Origin of the sequence: Serratia sp. AKBS12 (genome assembly GCF_024793895.1) — a bacterium.
Classification (GTDB): Bacteria; Pseudomonadota; Gammaproteobacteria; order Enterobacterales; family Enterobacteriaceae; genus Serratia_F.
This window is the reverse complement of sequence record NZ_JANUSB010000009.1, coordinates 183,515-200,313: the sequence shown is the minus strand read 5'-3', so window position 1 is coordinate 200,313 and position 16,799 is coordinate 183,515. Positions and strand designations below refer to the sequence as shown.

General features: G+C 58.8%; 12 protein-coding genes. 6 read left to right on the top strand and 6 right to left on the bottom strand.

What is annotated here, in order from left to right:
• Positions 1-2 precede the first annotated feature (2 nt).
• Complete coding sequence (locus NYE85_RS07310) at positions 3-2,222, bottom strand: type VI secretion system Vgr family protein (RefSeq protein WP_259004038.1); 2,220 nt, start codon at positions 2,220-2,222, stop codon at positions 3-5.
• 246 nt (positions 2,223-2,468) lie between these two features.
• Between NYE85_RS07310 and yfcF the strand changes: the two genes are divergently transcribed.
• On the top strand, positions 2,469-3,101 hold the full coding sequence (gene yfcF, locus NYE85_RS07305) for a glutathione transferase (RefSeq protein WP_259004037.1): 633 nt from the start codon (positions 2,469-2,471) through the stop codon (positions 3,099-3,101).
• A 64-nt stretch (positions 3,102-3,165) separates the two neighbouring features.
• Here the strand turns inward: yfcF and NYE85_RS07300 are convergent, their stop codons facing one another.
• From NYE85_RS07300 to NYE85_RS07290, 3 genes are read right to left on the bottom strand one after another with little or no spacing between them, the layout of a single operon-like run.
• Positions 3,166-4,407, bottom strand: coding sequence for an amino acid permease (locus NYE85_RS07300; protein WP_259004036.1), 1,242 nt, complete (start codon positions 4,405-4,407; stop codon positions 3,166-3,168).
• Between the two features lie 58 nt (positions 4,408-4,465).
• Positions 4,466-5,920 carry an NAD-dependent succinate-semialdehyde dehydrogenase gene (locus NYE85_RS07295; RefSeq protein WP_259004035.1) on the bottom strand — a complete coding sequence of 485 codons (1,455 nt, stop codon included), beginning with the start codon at positions 5,918-5,920 and terminating at the stop codon, positions 4,466-4,468.
• Between the two features lie 12 nt (positions 5,921-5,932).
• Positions 5,933-7,198, bottom strand: coding sequence for a 4-aminobutyrate--2-oxoglutarate transaminase (locus NYE85_RS07290; protein ID WP_259004034.1), 1,266 nt, complete (start codon positions 7,196-7,198; stop codon positions 5,933-5,935).
• A 122-nt stretch (positions 7,199-7,320) separates the two neighbouring features.
• Between NYE85_RS07290 and NYE85_RS07285 the strand changes: the two genes are divergently transcribed.
• A complete protein-coding gene (locus tag NYE85_RS07285) occupies positions 7,321-8,832 on the top strand; it encodes a PLP-dependent aminotransferase family protein (protein ID WP_259004033.1) in 1,512 nt (503 codons plus the stop codon).
• Here the strand turns inward: NYE85_RS07285 and NYE85_RS07280 are convergent.
• Positions 8,779-10,398, bottom strand: a complete 1,620-nt coding sequence (locus tag NYE85_RS07280) for an ABC-F family ATP-binding cassette domain-containing protein (protein WP_259004032.1) — start codon at positions 10,396-10,398, stop codon at positions 8,779-8,781. The genes NYE85_RS07285 and NYE85_RS07280 overlap by 54 nt on opposite strands.
• 424 nt (positions 10,399-10,822) lie before the next feature.
• On the opposite strand from NYE85_RS07280, the gene NYE85_RS07275 reads away from it, so the two are divergent.
• The gene (locus NYE85_RS07275) at positions 10,823-12,844 is read left to right on the top strand and encodes an NADPH-dependent 2,4-dienoyl-CoA reductase (protein WP_259004031.1); all 2,022 of its coding nucleotides are present in this window, start codon (positions 10,823-10,825) and stop codon (positions 12,842-12,844) included.
• Between the two features lie 194 nt (positions 12,845-13,038).
• Here NYE85_RS07275 and rlmG read toward each other — a convergent pair whose 3' ends face one another.
• A complete protein-coding gene (gene rlmG, locus NYE85_RS07270) occupies positions 13,039-14,178 on the bottom strand; it encodes a 23S rRNA (guanine(1835)-N(2))-methyltransferase RlmG (RefSeq protein ID WP_259004030.1) in 1,140 nt (379 codons plus the stop codon).
• 150 nt (positions 14,179-14,328) lie between these two features.
• On the opposite strand from rlmG, the gene NYE85_RS07265 reads away from it, so the two are divergent.
• From NYE85_RS07265 to NYE85_RS07255, 3 genes are read left to right on the top strand one after another with little or no spacing between them, the layout of a single operon-like run.
• Complete coding sequence (locus NYE85_RS07265) at positions 14,329-14,841, top strand: M48 family metallopeptidase (RefSeq protein WP_259004029.1); 513 nt, start codon at positions 14,329-14,331, stop codon at positions 14,839-14,841.
• Positions 14,842-14,898: 57 nt separating this feature from the next.
• Entirely contained in the window at positions 14,899-15,879 is a 981-nt protein-coding gene (locus tag NYE85_RS07260) for a Gfo/Idh/MocA family protein (protein ID WP_259004028.1), read from the top strand.
• A gap of 1 nt (position 15,880) precedes the next feature.
• Positions 15,881-16,612 (top strand): glutamine amidotransferase, encoded by a 732-nt coding sequence (locus NYE85_RS07255; RefSeq protein ID WP_259004027.1) that lies wholly within the window; start codon positions 15,881-15,883, stop codon positions 16,610-16,612.
• Positions 16,613-16,799: the final 187 nt, after the last annotated feature.

Below are 16,799 nucleotides of genomic sequence, written 5' to 3'. Positions count from 1 at the left end.
GCTCAGGCGTTGAGTTCGATTTTGGTGCCGTTGACCATCACGCCCGCCGAATTGATGGTTATGCTGGCGCCGCCGGCAACAATTTCGATGCTGCCGGATGAAATGGTGATACCGGTTGATTCCCCTACGCTGATCTGGAACGCCTGCGACGCGCTGTCGTTCACCACGCCGTCGGTGTAACGCGTATCGCCGCCGTTAATCACGATGGTGCGGCCCTCGCCAATATTGACCTCCTGCTTTTTGCCGATCAGTTTGTTTTCGCTGCCGGTAATCGAGGCTTCGCGATTGCCGGCTATCCCCAGAGTCTGGTGGCCGGTCACTTGCACTTCGCGGTTCTTCACTACGCTGACCTTCTCGTTGCCATTCACCGTCCGGGTGCGATCCTGATTGACGGTCATTACCTGATTGCCTTCTACCGTTGCGGTCTGATTGCTCTTCACCGTCGCCGTGTGATCGCCGGTGATGGTCTCGCTGCGGCTTTGCTGCACCATCAGCGTTTCACTGCCTTCAACGGTTTGGCTGCGGTTCTGTTTTACCGTGGTGGTTTCATTGCCACTGACGGTTTTGCTACGGTTTTGCCCGATAATCACCGTTTCGTTGCCATCGACGTTTTTGTTGCGGTTTTGCTTGATGTGGCTGGTTTCATCGGCGCCGACGGTTTTGGTACGGTTACTGCCGACGGAGTGGCTTTCCTCATTCTTGACGTTGGTATCCAGATTACGTTCGGCCTGGATCCACACCTGTTCCGATCCGGTCTTGTCTTCAAAGCGCAACGCGTTGGCATTATCCGGCGTCCCGTCCTTCGAACGGCTGATAAATCCCATCTGCGTCGCCGCCGCCGGCAGCGCCCACGGCGGCATGCTGGCTTCGTTGTAGACTCGTCCGATAATGATTGGCCGGTCCGGATCGCCGTTGATGAAATCGACCACCACCTCATCGTTAACCCGCGGGATCTGCACTCCGCCAAAGCCTTGCCCGGCCCAGGCGCTGGAAACGCGAACCCAGCAGGAACTGGTGTCGTCGCCGGCCGCCAGCCGATCCCAGTGAAACTTGACCTTGACCCGGCCATACCTGTCGGTCCAGATCGATTCGCCTTTTGGCCCCACCACCCTGGCGGTCTGCGGCCCGCAGGTTTTCGGCCAGGGGGATTGTTGTTCCGGGCGGAAGGGAACGTCGGCCGGCATCACGCTGAAATCGATACGGTGTTCGCTGCTCTCTCCGCCGCTGGCATAGCGGTTTTCACGCAGGTTGTACTCCGCCTGCGTCACCAGATACTCGCCATTGTCGCTGGCATAAGGGGCGTTATGCAGGGTAAAGGTATGTCCCGGCGTAATCCCCAACGCGGTGCCGGTGCCGCTGGTTTGCTGGTGCTCGGCCTGCCAGGCCTCTTGCCGGATGCGCGCGTAAAACTCCCCATGCTGATGGTCAACAAAGCGGCCTGGCCAATCGTAAACGTCAATCTGACCCGGCTGGGGCGACGCCGGATTCTGCCGAGCCTGAAACAGCCAGGCGTTGGGTTTGCGGAAGTCGTAATCATCAATGCTGTAAATACCCGGCGTCACCACATCGTTGACCGACCAGTGGCTAATGCCCTCTTCTGACGTGCTGCCTCCGGAGGGGGTCACATGATACGCAATGGCTTCGTAACCTTCGAAGGGTTGATGCGATTGTGGCGCATCCATCAGCACCAGCGTCTGCTTGCCCATTTCATGGCGGAAAAAGTAATAAATGCCCTCCAGCTCCATCAGCCGGCTGATGAAGTTGTAGCTGCTCTCCTGATATTGCACGCAATATTCCCACTGTCGATAGGCGCCGGTCAGCCGATCCTCGCAGGTGACATTCTGCTCCGCCAGCAAGGTTTTAACTATCTGCGGCACCGTCAGTTGCTGGAAGATGCGAAAGTTGCGATCGCGTATCATCGGCCACAGATCCGGCTCCAGCCGCAGCTGGTACACCGCATAACGCGTGTCGCCGAGTTCCTGGCTGCGCACCGCCGCCGCGGTGACCTTGCCGTTCAGGTAGCGTGGCGTAAGCAGGTTCTGGGTGGGGATGGCCAGCGTGACCGGTTGGCCGAGCAATGCCCGGCGATCGAGGCGAAAGTTCTGACTAAGCAGCTCCACCTGAAAGACATAGGGCCTGGCGAGTTGCTCGCTGCCCTGCAAAGACCAGAACATCAGCTCGTCAGGGCCGAGAGGAGTATGTGCAGTAATCCGATCCAGCATAAGCAAAACCCGTGCGCAGAAGTGTCAGATTAAAAAATCACCTGTATCACCTTCTAGCGTATTTTTACTTGCGGGTACAACATTTATTAGTGAAATTAACCAATTCTGTGAGACGGTCTGAATTATTGCCTGTAAACGGCTAATATCCATTAATCCGCCTTATCATCGTCGATGATTTTCTTATTGATTCCGTTAGGTTAGTCAGCAATTATCATCAGCTCAATCCGGTTATTTTCAGGACACACCATGAGCCAGCCAACCACCCTGCTGTATACCGATGCCAACTTCTTCAGCCCTTATGCCATGTCTGTATTTATCACGCTGACCGAAAAAGGCATTCCCTTCAAAACGGTGCCGGTCGATTTATCGCAGGGCGAACACCTTGGCGCCACTTTTGCTGATATTTCCTTGACCCACCGGGTGCCAACCTTGATCCATGAGGGATTTTCCCTGGCAGAATCCTCGGCTATCGAGGAGTATCTGGAAGAGCTGTACCCACAGCCGCCGGTGTATCCGCGCGATCGGCAGCTGCGCGCCAAGGCGCGTGAGGTTCAGGCCTGGTTGCGCAGCGATCTGCTGCCAATCCGCGCCGAACGTCCGACCGAAGCCGTTTTCAACGGCGGCAAATTCGCCGCGTTGTCCACCGAGGCGCAGGCCACGGCGCAGAAGCTGTTTACCGCCGCCAATACGCTGCTGGCGCACGGGCAGGAATATCTGTTTGGCGAATGGTGCATCGCCGACAGCGATCTGGCGCTGATGCTCAATCGCTTGGTCATGCATGGTGATGCGGTGCCGGAAAATCTGCAGCGCTATGCCCGACAACAGTGGCAACGCCCTTTGTTACAGGCCTGGCTGGCGCTGTCAGCACCGGGTAATTAAAAAATCGGCGGCCACGACGCCGCCGTTCTCTATGCAGAGAAAACACATCACTTGAGGGAGAGGATTACCATCCTGCCGGCAGGTAGCCAAGCAGCGACGCTATGGCGTATACCGCGCTGGACAGATACAGCAGCACAATGCAGATTTGCAGCAGAGGGTGAGTGATCCAGCTGCATTGCCAGCGTGGCGTCATGTCACCTTCTTTACGCGCACCGCGCAGGATCAGCATCGGCATTATCGACAGAATCACACCGCTGAATACGCCGGCAAAGTACAGTGCGTTAACGAATGAAACAAAGCCGCTGTAAGCCAGTACGAACGGCGGTACTACCACCAGCAGCAATACGGCAAAACGGCGCAGCGGCTGTTCGTCGTTACCCAGGCGGAATTTGTCGAAAATATTGGTCAGGAAGCTGCCGCCCAGGCCCCAATATGATGTCAGCATGGCGCACAGTGCAAAGATATTCGCCGAAAAGAATGCCCACTGCCCCAGCGCCTGCCCCCAGGAAATGGTCGCCACGTCAGAAATGCCGTCCAGCCCGCTCAGCGCAATGACCGACAGCGGCACCGCCGCAAGCAGCACAAAGGTGATCACCATGCCGACGATAATCGCCTTGGGCAACTGTTCCGGTTTGTTCGAGAAGCCGCGCGCCATCTCCGGCACGATATATTGCGCAGAAAAACAGAACACCACCACGTTGAACACCGGCACCATAAACCGCCAGTTGCCGTCGAGCAGGTTGCGCATTTGCGTGGTGTCTTTCAGCAGCGTCGCAATCACCAGCGCGCTGAGCATCACCACCATGCCGATGCTGATAAACTTTTCGCCCCGGCCGATAGCCTTCAAACCAAGGTACAGCACGCCGGCAGCCGGAATGAAAAACAGCAGACTGCCTAACGCCGGGGAAATGCCGAATAGGGATTGCAGCAACTTGCCGCTACCGGTCATGTAGGCGGTCAACGCGCCAACGCTGTTGACGCAGACCGACGCAAACATCAGCCAGGCGCCCAGGCCGCCGACATAGCGTTTCGCCAGGCCGCTCAGCTGTAAATGCGCACGGGTACGCAAGGTGGATTCGGCGACGTACAGCATGGTGATGGTCGTCAGGCAGCCGACCATCACCAGCCAGAACAGCAGTGGCAGAAAGCCTGCCTTGCTTGAAGCGTAAGCGATTGACAGCACGCCGGCACCGATATTGGTACCGACGATCATCGCCACCCCTTCCAGGAAACTCAGTGATTTGGCGGGTGCAGATGCCCGCTCCCCGGCAAGCGCCGCAGACAGGGTGATGTTGTCAGAAGGCATAGATTGTCCTTTGCAACCCGGCGACAAACGCCACCGGGTGAGGTTATTGTCCCGAGGGTTAACAGCTCACGTCGATACACAGGTATTTCAGCTCCAGATATTCCTCTATCCCGTAGCGCGATCCTTCGCGTCCGAGCCCTGACTGCTTCACGCCGCCGAACGGCGCCACCTCGTTGGAAATCAGACCGGTATTGATGCCGACCATGCCGTACTCCAGCGCTTCGGGAACCCGCCACTGGCGCGCTGCATTTTGCGTGAAGACGTAAGCCGCCAGACCAAATTCGGTATCGTTAGCCATGGCGATGGCCTCTTGCTCATCCTGAAAACGGAACAGCGGCGCTACCGGGCCAAAGGTTTCCTCTTTGGCGAAGCGCATCTGCTGCGTCACGCCGGTTACCACCGTCGGTTGATAGAAGGTGCCGCCAAGCGCGTGCGGCTGGCCGCCGGTGGCGATCTGCGCCCCCTTGATCAACGCGTCATCAATATGACTTTGCACTTTTTCGACCGCGGCTCGATCGATCAGCGGCCCCTGCGTAGTGCCCTCCAACGCGCCGTCGCCGACCTTGAGCTGTTCCACCGCGGCGACCAGCTTATCCACCAGCCGCTCGTAAATACCGGCCTGCACGTAAATTCGGTTGGCGCAAACGCAGGTCTGACCGCTATTGCGGAACTTGGAGGCCATAATGCCGGCCACCGCCGCGTCCAGATTGGCATCGTCAAACACGATCACCGGCGCGTTGCCGCCCAGTTCCAGCGACAGTTTCTTGATGGTCGGCGCACATTGCGCCATCAGAATGCGCCCCACTTCCGTTGAACCGGTGAAACTCAGCTTGCGTACCACCGGACTGTCGCACAGCACTTTGCCGACCTGCGCTGCGTCGCCGGTAACAATCTGCAGCACTCCGGCAGGAATACCCGCGTCCTGCGCCAGTTTGCCCAACGCCAGGGCGGTCAACGGCGTCTGTTCCGCCGGTTTGACGATGATGGCGCAACCCGCCGCCAGCGCCGGTGCCACTTTGCGGGTGATCATCGCCGCCGGGAAGTTCCACGGGGTGATCGCCGCACAGACGCCGATCGGCTGCTTTACCACCACCAGACGCTGCGAGGCCTGCGGCGCCTGCAATACCGCACCATCGACCCGCTTGGCTTCTTCGGCGAACCAGGTGATAAACGACGCGGCATATGCCACTTCGCCCCGCGCTTCCGCCAGTGATTTCCCCTGTTCGGCGGTCATCAACCGGGCCAGATCTTCCTGAGCTGCCAGGATCCGTTCGGCCCAGGCCAGCAGCAACGCCGAACGCTGTTTGGCCGTGAGCTGCTTCCAGTCTTGCTGCGCCCGCTGCGCTGCGCCGATCGCCTGTAGGGTTTCTTCACCGCTGACCAGTGGGATAGACGCCAGCTCGACGCCGGTCGCCGGGTTAATCACCGCTTCACGCTTGCCGCTCAGCGCATCGCACCATTCACCGTTGATCAGGCACTGGTTGCGCAGCAATTCGGGATTGTTCAGTTTCATGGCATGCGTTCCTTACTGAGCCAACGCGCGGGAAAGGATACCCAGCGCTTCGGTAAATTGATCGTCTGGAATGGTCAACGGATACAGGAAACGAATCACGTTACCGTTCACCCCGCAGCTCAGCAGCAACAGGCCTTCCTGTTGGGCTTTTTGCTGTACCTGACGGGTAAAGTCCGGTGACGGTTTCCCCGTGGCAGGGTCGTTGAACTCCACCGCCACCATCGATCCTTGCGCACGGATGTCGGCGATCGCCGGGCAGGTTTCCCGCGCATGCTGCAACACTTCCACCAGATGCTGGCCCAGACGCTGCGCACGCTGACACAGCTGTTCTTCGTCGATCACATCCAGCACCGCATGGGCTGCTGCCACCGCCAGCGGGTTACCGCCGTAGGTGCCGCCCAGCCCGCCCGGCGCCGGCGCGTCCATCACTTCGGCACGGCCAACCACGCCAGACAGTGGCATGCCACCCGCCAGGCTTTTCGCCATAGTGATCAAATCGGCCTTCACGGCGTAATGTTCCATGGCGAACAGTTTGCCGGTGCGTGCGAACCCGGTTTGCACTTCGTCGGCTACCAGCAGAATGCCATGCTCGTCGCACAGTGCTCGCAGCGCCTGCATGAACTCCGGCGGCGCGACGTTGAAGCCGCCTTCGCCCTGCACCGGTTCCAGCACGATCGCCGCCACCTGTTTCGGCTCGATATCTGCTTTAAAGATGCGTTCCAGGCTATTCATTGCGTCCTGGGTGCTGACGCCGTACAGCGCGTTCGGGTACTGGCCGTGGAACACCGATCCCGGGAACGGGCCGAAGCCAAGCTTGTAAGGTGCCACTTTGCCGGTCAGCGCCATGGTCATGTAAGTACGGCCGTGGAAACCGCCGCCAAAGGTAATGACCCCTGGCCGGCCGGTATGGGCGCGGGCAATTTTCACCGCGTTTTCTACCGCTTCGGCGCCGGTGGTGAAGAATGCGGTTTTGGCAGGTCCGTCGATCGGTGCGCGCTGGTTGATGCGCTCGGCAAGCGCCACATAACTTTCGTATGGCACGATCTGGTAAGCAGTATGGGTAAACGACTTGAGTTGCTGCTCAATGGCGGCGACCACTTTCGGGTGGCGGTGACCGGTGTTCAGCACAGCAATACCCGCGGCAAAATCGATAATCTTGTTGCCTTCCACATCCCACAGCGTGGCGTTTTCCGCCCGGTCGGCATAGTAGCCGCACATGACGCCGATGCCGCGCGGGGTGGCATCAAGACGACGTTGATTCAGTTCTGCGTTTTTCATGGTTGTGTTCTCCGCCCAATGTCAGTTACACGTTTCGTTCACATTCGTGAAACAATGACGTTTATTTACACAGGGTGTGGCCCTATAATCGAGTGCCAGTTACGATTAATTGAGGGATCCACTTGCGTTCATTAAGCGGTGATTTACTGTTGCAAAGGCTGGGCGAACAACCGGATGACAAGCTGCATAAACGGCTTTATAACGCCATCCGCATCAGCATCCTCGACGGCAGTCTGCCGCCCTCCAACCGTTTGCCCGCCTCGCGCGATCTGGCACAGGAACTGGGCCTGTCACGCAACACGGTTTTAACCGTTTATGAACAACTTTTGGCTGAAGGGTATGTATTTTCACGTGCCGGAAGTGGGACCTTCGTCGCAGAAACGGTGCCGGACAGCTGTTTGTCCACCGCCAGTATGCCGATTGGCAGCGACGCCGCCGAGCGCCCGCTGGAACTGTCCCAACGCGGTGAAGCGCTGCTGCAACACGCCAGCGCCAGCCCCAAGCAATGGGGGGCCTTCATTCCCGGCGTGCCGGACGTCAATGCCTTCCCGCACCAGCTGTTCAGCAAGATCCAGGCGCGCATCAGCCGTCGCCCGACGCCGCAGCGCCTTACCTACAGTAATCAGGGTGGCAGCCCGGAGTTGCAGCACGCGCTGGTGGATTATCTGCGCGTGGCGCGCTCGGTGCGCTGTTCGCCGGAGCAGATCCTGATTACCGAAGGCATCCATCAGGCGATCGATCTGGTGGCGCGCATGCTGTGCAACCCGCGCGACGAAGTGTGGATTGAGGAACCGGGCTATTGGGGCATTCGCAACGTATTGCGCATGAACGATGTGGATATTCGCCCCCTGCCGGTGGATGAAGCCGGCATGGTGCCGCCGGAACAAGCGGGTGGTGCACCTCGGCTGATTTTCGTCACGCCGTCGCACCAATACCCTCTGGGATCGGTGATGAGCCTGGCGCGTCGCCAACGCCTGCTGGGATTGGCGCGGCATGGCGGCGGCTGGATCGTCGAAGACGACTATGACAGCGAATTCCGCTTCTCCGGCCAACCGATTCCGGCGCTACAAGGCCTGGAAGCGGATGCGCCGGTGATCTATATCGGTACCTTCAGCAAAACGCTGTATCCCGCGCTGCGGCTGGGTTATGTGGTGCTGCCCAAGCCGTTGGTCGGCGCGCTGAAAACCGCCCATACCGAACTGTATCGCGGCGGACATTTGCTGATCCAGACCGCATTGGCGCAGTTCATCCAGGAAGGACATTACACCGCGCACATACGCCGCATGCGCTTGCTGTATGCCAAGCGGCGCGCATTTCTTACCACGCTTATCGAACAGCATCTTGGCAAACAGGCGCTCAGCGAATTCAACAGTAATGCCGGTTTGCATCTGATCCTCAATCTGCCCGACAGCGCCGACGACGTGGCGATCGCCGCCGCCGCCAGCGCGCGTGGCGTTCTGGTGCGGCCGCTTTCGCGTTATTACATGCTGCCGAACCACCGCCGCGGCTTACTGATGGGCTTTGCCTGCGTGCCGGAAGAACAGATGGCCGCGGCGTTCACCATCCTGCTGGACTGCATTTTACAGTGTCAGGCTTTGCCAGCCGTGCTCCCCCCAATCCAGCCGGTGGGTTAACCGCAGCGCCTGCAGGAACGCATCATCATGGGACACCACCAGCAGCGCGCCGGGATACGCCTTCAGCGCCGTCTCTATCGCCTGTAACGACGCCAGATCGAGATGGTTGGCTGGTTCGTCCAACAGCAGTAACTGTGCCGGTTGCCGGCGCCACAACGCACAGGCCAGCGCCGCTTTCAGGCGTTCACCACCGCTGAGCATCGCCAGCGGCAGCCGTAACCGATCGCCATCCAGTTGTAACTGCGCCAGGCGGGTACGCAGCTCACCTGCGGCCACCGGCGAGTCTTCCAATGCCAGATGATCGATCACCGATCGTGACAGATCGAACTGACTCAGGTGTTGATCGAGGTAGGCGGCGCTGACCGCCAGTCGGCAATCTCCTGCCCGCGCTGCCAACTGACCGGCGATCACTTTCAGCAAGGTAGATTTACCGCAGCCGTTCGGCCCACCGATCGCCACCCGCGACGGCCCCGTCAGACACCAGCTCAGCGGCGGCTGTGTCACGAACGGCAACTGCACGCCTTGCAGTTCCAATAGCTGCTTGCCCGCCGCCACCGCGCTGCCCGGCAGGGTAAACATCACCGGGTTCTCATCTTCGACCCGTTGTTGCGCGGCGCGTACCTTGTCATCCAGCGCCTGTTTCTGCCGCTGATGCTGCTTGCGCAGCGTACCCAGGCTTTCCTTTGCCGCGCCTTTGTATGCCACCCGTTCAAAAGACGCGATGTTGAGGTTGTCCACGTTACGCAAAGTGCTGGCCGAGCGGCGCTGGCTGGCGTCGTGTTCTTTGAGCAGCCGGGTGCGGGTACGTTTACGCTCCTGCGCCGCATGTTCCAGCGCTTCGCGCGCCGTCTGCCGTTGGCGTTCGCGCTGACGGCTGTAATCCTGGTAGTTGCCGCTGTAGCTGATCAACCCGCCGGGGGTCAGTTCGACAATGCGCTGCATGTGCATCAACAGTTGCCGATCGTGGCTGGCGACCAGCATCCCGCCGCGCCACGCTGCCAGTTGCCGATACAGCCATGCGCGCCCGTGGCGATCCAGGTGGTTGCTTGGTTCATCCAGCAGCAGAAAATCAGCCCGGGAAATGAACGCGGCGCACAACGCCACGCGCATACGTTCGCCGCCGCTTAGCGCCCCGGCTGGCTGATGCATATCCAGCGCCGGTAACCCCGCCGCCACAAACGCCGCCTGCAGTCGTTCAATCAGATCCCACTGCCCGTCCAGCAGCTCGACGTCGTCGGCCAGCATTGCACCACGTTTCATACGCGCCAAAGCGGCCATTTCGTCGCCGAAGCCGAGCCAGTGCGCCACCGTAACGTCCGTTGATATCTCGTGGTGCTGCGCCACGCTGGCCATCACACCATGGGTTTCCACATGGCCGTCGCCAGGGCAATCCTTGCCGGCCAGCAGGCGCAATAGACGGCTTTTGCCGACGCCGTTGCGCCCCACCAGCGCGCAGCGTCGCCGATCGAGGTGCAGGTTGAGTGGACCGAACAGCGTTTCGCCGTCAGCAAATTGGCAGGTCAGTTGGTGTAAAACCAGATAAGGGGATGGCGAAAAATGAGCCATAGACACTCCTGAATGAAATCAACGTATCCCCATCCGTCAGCAAAATGCTCGGCATGGGACCAGATTCAACAGGCGTGTTTGTTCATTTTCGGTCAGGACTCCAGCAGGAAACAGAATAAAGCGGACAGATGTTAACCTGACGACCATGCAAAATGCAAAGGCCGAGCGGTATTTATGACGCCCATCACATTCAGCGCAACATTGATTTCAAACTTATCGGACAACGGCTAGATTTATCTCATCCGACCACTTGACCATGATACGTCGACCCGCAAAAGCAGGGCCGGCACCGGTTCGGCAGAAGATCCCCTATCCTGCTGCCAATAATCGGCGTTGCCACCTTGCAGCGACGTACATCATGCCGAGTAGAACCACCTGCATAACAATAATGACGGGTTGCTGATGCAACCCGATGGAGACGGCAATGAGCGCATACCCACATCTGTTGGCACCGCTGGATCTTGGCTTTACCACCCTGAAAAACCGGGTACTGATGGGCTCGATGCACACCGGACTGGAAGAACTGCCCGATGGTCCGCAAAGAATGGCGGCATTTTACGCCGAACGTGCGGCGGCCGGCGTCGCGCTGATCGTCACCGGAGGTATCGCGCCGAATGACAAGGGCGTGGTTTACCGCGGTGGTTCAATCCTCAATCAACCGCAGCAGGTGGCGCATCACCGCATTGTCACCGATGCCGTACACCAGGCCGGCGGCAAGATCGCACTGCAAATCCTGCACGCCGGCCGTTACAGTTATCAACCCCAGCCGGTGGCACCGTCTGCGCTGCAAGCGCCGATCAACCCTTTCACGCCGACCGCTCTCAGCCACCAGCAGATTGAAGACACCATCGCCGATTTTGCCCACTGCGCCGCGTTGGCACAGCAGGCCGGCTATGATGGCGTTGAAGTAATGGGCTCCGAAGGTTACCTGATCAACCAGTTTCTGGTCGCTCGCACCAACCATCGCGATGACCAATGGGGTGGCAGCGCGGAAAACCGCATGCGCTTTGCCGTGGAGATTGTGCGCGCCGTGCGTCAGGCGGTGGGTCGGGAATTCATTGTGATCTACCGCCTGTCGATGCTCGATCTGGTCGAGGACGGCTCCAGTTGGCAGGAGATCGAACAGTTGGCCCAGGCGATTGAGCAGGCTGGCGCGACGCTGATCAACACCGGCATCGGCTGGCATGAAGCGCGCATTCCCACCATCGCCACCATGGTGCCACGCGCCGGCTTTAGCTGGGTGACGCACAGGCTGATGGGCAAGGTCGGCATTCCGTTGATCACCACCAACCGCATTAACGATCCGGCGGTGGCAGAACAAACGCTGGCGCAGGGATGCGCCGATATGGTCTCCATGGCGCGACCGTTTCTGGCGGACGCCGAGTTCGTGCGCAAGGCGGCCGAAGGCCGGGCCGACGAAATTAACACCTGCATCGGCTGTAATCAGGCCTGTCTGGACCAGATTTTTGACGGCAAGCTGACCTCGTGCCTGGTCAACCCGCGCGCTTGCCGCGAAAGCGAAATGCCGCTGTTGGCGGCGGAAAAACCCAAACGGCTGGCGGTGGTCGGAGCCGGCCCTGCCGGCCTGGCGTTCGCCACCACCGCCGCCAGCCGCGGCCATCAGGTCACGCTGTTCGACGCCGCAGCGGAGATTGGTGGCCAGTTCAATATCGCCAAGCAAATTCCCGGCAAAGAAGAGTTTCATGAAACTCTGCGCTACTTCCGCCGCCAGTTGGCGTTGCGCGAAGTGACGCTACAACTTGGCAAACGAGTCGAGGCGCAGGATCTGACCGACTTTGACGAGGTGATCCTGGCCTGCGGCATCGTGCCGCGCACCCCGGACATTCCCGGTATCGACAACGCCAAGGTACTGAGCTACCTGGATGTGCTGCGCGACAAGAAACCGGTCGGTCAGCGGGTGGCGATTATCGGTGCCGGCGGCATCGGCTTCGACACCGCCGAATACCTGAGCCAGCACGGCGAGGCCAGCAGCCTGGATCGCGAGGCGTTCAATCGCGAATGGGGCATTGATTCACAGCTCAATCAGCGCGGCGGGCTGGCCGCGGACGGCCCCCAGGTGCCACCCGCGCCGCGGCAGATTTTCCTGCTGCAGCGTAAAACCAGCAAAGTGGGCGATGGACTGGGGAAAACCACCGGCTGGATCCATCGCGCCAGCCTGGCGATGCGCGGCGTGAAGATGCTCAACAGCGTCAATTATCAACGTATTGATGATGAAGGTCTGCACATTGAACGCGCCGATCGGGCCAGCTGTCTGCCGGTGGACACCATTGTGATCTGTGCCGGGCAGGAGCCGCGCAGAGAACTGCAACAGCCACTGCTGGCATTGGGGAAAACCGTGCATTTGATTGGCGGCGCCGACGTGGCCGCAGAACTGGATGCCCGACGGGCGATCGATCAGGGCACCCGGCTGGCAATGATGCTGTAAGGCATTAAAAAGGGCGCATCAGCGCCCTTTAGGTTGCTGACAAAACAGGAAAAAGCGTGGTTTTTCCTGCTTTGTGGTCAGCAGCCGAAAATCAATAAATTGATTTTCCTGATTTTTATTTATTGACCTCTACTCGTTCAGTGCAGGAACGAGGTTTGTCATCAGTCTGAAGGGCGCATCAGCGCCCTTTCATATCAGTAACGTGCGCCGGTCTTGACCGACTTCAGTACCAGGAACTTCTGGTTTGAAGCCACCGTCACACAGTTGCCAAACAGGCGCTTGAGTTTCTGGTAGTAATCCAGATGGCGGTTGCCGACAATGCGCAACTCTCCACCCACCTTCAGACAACGCTTGGCATCAAGGAACATCTGCCAGGCGGTTTCGTCGGTAATCGCATGCTGCTGGTGGAACGGCGGATTACACAGTACTGCCTGCGCGCTGCCACCTTCCATCCCCGCCAGCGAGTTGTTGACGATAAACTGGCAACGGTCTACATCCTGCGGCAGGTTGTGTTTAACATTCAGCTCGCTGGACGCCACCGCCATATAGGATTCATCGACGAAGGTCAGTTGCGCGTCCGGGTTTTGCCGCAGCGCCGTCAAACCTACGACGCCGTTGCCGCAGCCCAGATCGATAATCTCACCGCCCAGATCGCTCGGCAGGTTTTCCAGGAACAGGCGCGCGCCAATATCCAGGCCACCGCGCGAAAATACGTTGGCGTGGTTGTGGATCAGCATGTCGGTGCCGTCCAGCAGCCAGTCGGTGGTTTCCGGCGCGACCGGCGGTACGATGTCCGCCACCTGGCAGTTGATCAGACGTGCCTTTTTCCACGCCAGCGTGGTACGTGTCGGCCCAAGCAGCTGTTCGAACAGTTGCAGCGTCGAGGTATGGATATCACGCACCTTGGCGCCGCCGATAATCACCGTGTCCGGTGCCACCACCTTGCGCAGCGCACGCAGTTGCTGTTCCAGCAGTGCCAGTGCCTTTGGCACTTTGATCAGCACCAGCGCCGGCGCGGCAGGCAGCGCATCCAGGCTACCCAGCAGCGTGACCTGCTCGGCATCCAGACCGTTCAAAGCCAGATTGTGGCGCGTGGCCAGCTGGCTGACGTAAGAATCGCTGACGCTGTAGGGATTCAACGCGTGCAGTGCGCAGGTCAGCGCGCCAAAGCTGTCATTGAAAATCACCACCGGCCGGCCGCCGAAGTCTGTGTTTTCAAGTTGTTGCAGCAGATATTCATCCGCCGCTTCCCACGCCTGTAACTGGGTGGCGGCTTCCTGATGGGGATAACGCTCCAGCTCAAGTTGCCGTGTTCCCAGATCGAGTTGGTTCATTGCCCCTCCTGACTGTTAAAATTTGGGCTGTTTATCCCCTAAAAACGGCCATCAGTAAAATGTTTTTTGGTATTAATTGCCCTTTACGGGTTTTGTGCGAAAAAACATCCTACAATGGGCGGCCAGATAACCCTCAAAGACCGTGATGCCATGCCCGAACTCGCTTACCTGCAAGGTTACCCCGATCATCTGCAAACCCAGGTGCAACAGTTGATCCACCAGCAACGTCTTGGCGAAGTGCTGTTACAGCGCTATCCGCAGACCCACGACCGCACGACGGACAAGGCGTTGTATCAGTTTACCCTCGATCTGAAGAATCAGTATTTGCGCAATGCCCAGCAGGTGAGCAAAGTGGCTTACGACGGCAAGATCCATGTGATGAAGCATGCCCTGGGCCTGCACACCGCCATTTCGCGCGTGCAGGGCGGCAAACTGAAGGCCAAGGCGGAAATCCGCGTGGCAACGGTGTTCAAGACCGCGCCGGAAGCCTTTCTGCGCATGATCGTGGTGCATGAATTGGCGCATCTGAAAGAAAAGGATCACAACAAGGCGTTTTATAATCTGTGCTGCCATATGGAGCCAAACTACCACCAGTTGGAGTTCGATACCCGACTGTATCTGACTCACCTTTCGTTATTTGGCGAACTCTATTCCCAGCGGTGAGATTCTGCCAACGGCATGCTAATCTGCTGTTTTAGGGTCTGGGAACCGGAGTTAGCTATGATTCGTTTTGCCGTCGTTGGCACCAACTGGATTACCGAGCGCTTTATCGATGCCGCCCATGAAAGCGGCAAACTCAAACTGAGCGCAGTCTATTCACGCAGTCTGGAACAGGCAAAGGCGTTTGGCGCCAACTACCATATCGAGCACTTTTTCGATTCTCTCGACGCGCTGGCGCAATCCGACGTGATTGACGCGGTGTATATCGCCAGCCCTAACTCTCTGCACTGCCCGCAGTCGCTGCTGTTTCTTAGCCATAAAAAACACGTTATTTGCGAAAAACCGCTGGCATCCAACCTGAAAGAAGTGGAGCAACTGCTGGCCTGCGCCCGTGCCAATCAGGTGGTGCTGTTCGAAGCGTTTAAAAGCGCCCATTTACCGAATTTTATTACCCTGCGGCAGGCCCTGCCGCAGGTCGGCAAGCTGCGTAAGGCATTTATCAATTATTGCCAGTATTCGTCGCGCTATCCACGTTATCTGGCGGGAGAAAACCCGAACACCTTCAATCCGCAGTTCTCCAACGGTTCGATCATGGACATCGGCTATTACTGTCTGGCCAGCGCGGTCACGCTGTTCGGCGCGCCGCAGTCGGTGCTGGCCAGCGCCACGCTACTGGATACCGGCGTTGACGCTCACGGCACCGTCTGCCTGAATTATGGTGATTTCGACGTCACCCTCAGCCATTCGAAAGTCAGTAACTCCACCATCCCCAGTGAAATTCAGGGTGAAGACGGCACGCTGGTCATCGAGGGAATTTCGGAATGCCAGAGTGTCGCGCTGACGCCGCGTGGCGGCAGCCGGCAGGACTTAAGCCAGCCGCAGCACATCAATACCATGCTGTATGAGGCAGTGGCGTTCGCCGCGCTGGTGGAAAACAACCAGGTGGAGCATGCCGGTCTGGAAACCTCACGCATCATTGCCACCCTGCTGACCGAAATTCGTCGTCAGACCGGGGTAGTATTCCCGGCCGATGGAGTATGAAATGAAACCCTTGCTCTTGATGCAGACCGGCGACGCACCGGAGGCCATTCAACGGGCCCAGAGCAATTTTGAGCAGATGTTCCTGCAACAGGGACACATCGCCGCCGAACGCGTGCAGACTGTTCATCTTCCTTCCGGCGAGCAGCCGCAGCCGCCCGACGCCTATTGCGGCGTAGTGATTACCGGCTCTCCGGCAATGGTCACCGAGCGGTTAGCATGGAGCGAACTGGCTGCCGAATGGCTACGACAGGCGATGGTCATCCGTTTGCCTATCTTCGGCGTCTGTTACGGTCATCAGCTGCTGGCCGATGCCCTCGGCGGCGAAGTAGGCTATCTTCCTCACGGCATGGAGGTCGGTACGCTGGAGATCGAACTGCTGCCGGCCGGTGCCAGCGACCGTCGGCTGATGATGTTGCCTCCACGTTTCAAGGCCAATCTGATCCACGCGCAAAGCGTGCTGACGCCACCGCCGGGTGCCGAGGTGCTGGCGCGCTCCGCCGAGGATCCCCACCAGATCCTGCGCTATGGCGATAATGCGCTGACCACCCAGTTCCACCCGGAATTCAACGGCGCCATCATGCACCATTACCTGAGCTGGCTGGGCCAACTGCAGCCGGATAACCTGGCGGATTATCAGCAGAAGCAACAACAGGTTAGCGACACCCCGTTTAGCCAGTTGCTGTTACAGGGGTTTGTCGTCAGCCTGGGCGCACAGCAAGCGTTAGCCGGCTAAGCGTTTAAAAAGTTGACCGGTGACACATTTTGCATTACTTTTTGCCATGCAAAGGGGAGTAACTTTGATGCCCAATACCGGTTAAATCGCCGCAGAAAGCGACAATTTAGCCAGTTACGGGTATTTACCGGTCAATCGTCATTACGATGCGTACGCATCCGGTTACCGGGCAACTTGATGCCAGGGT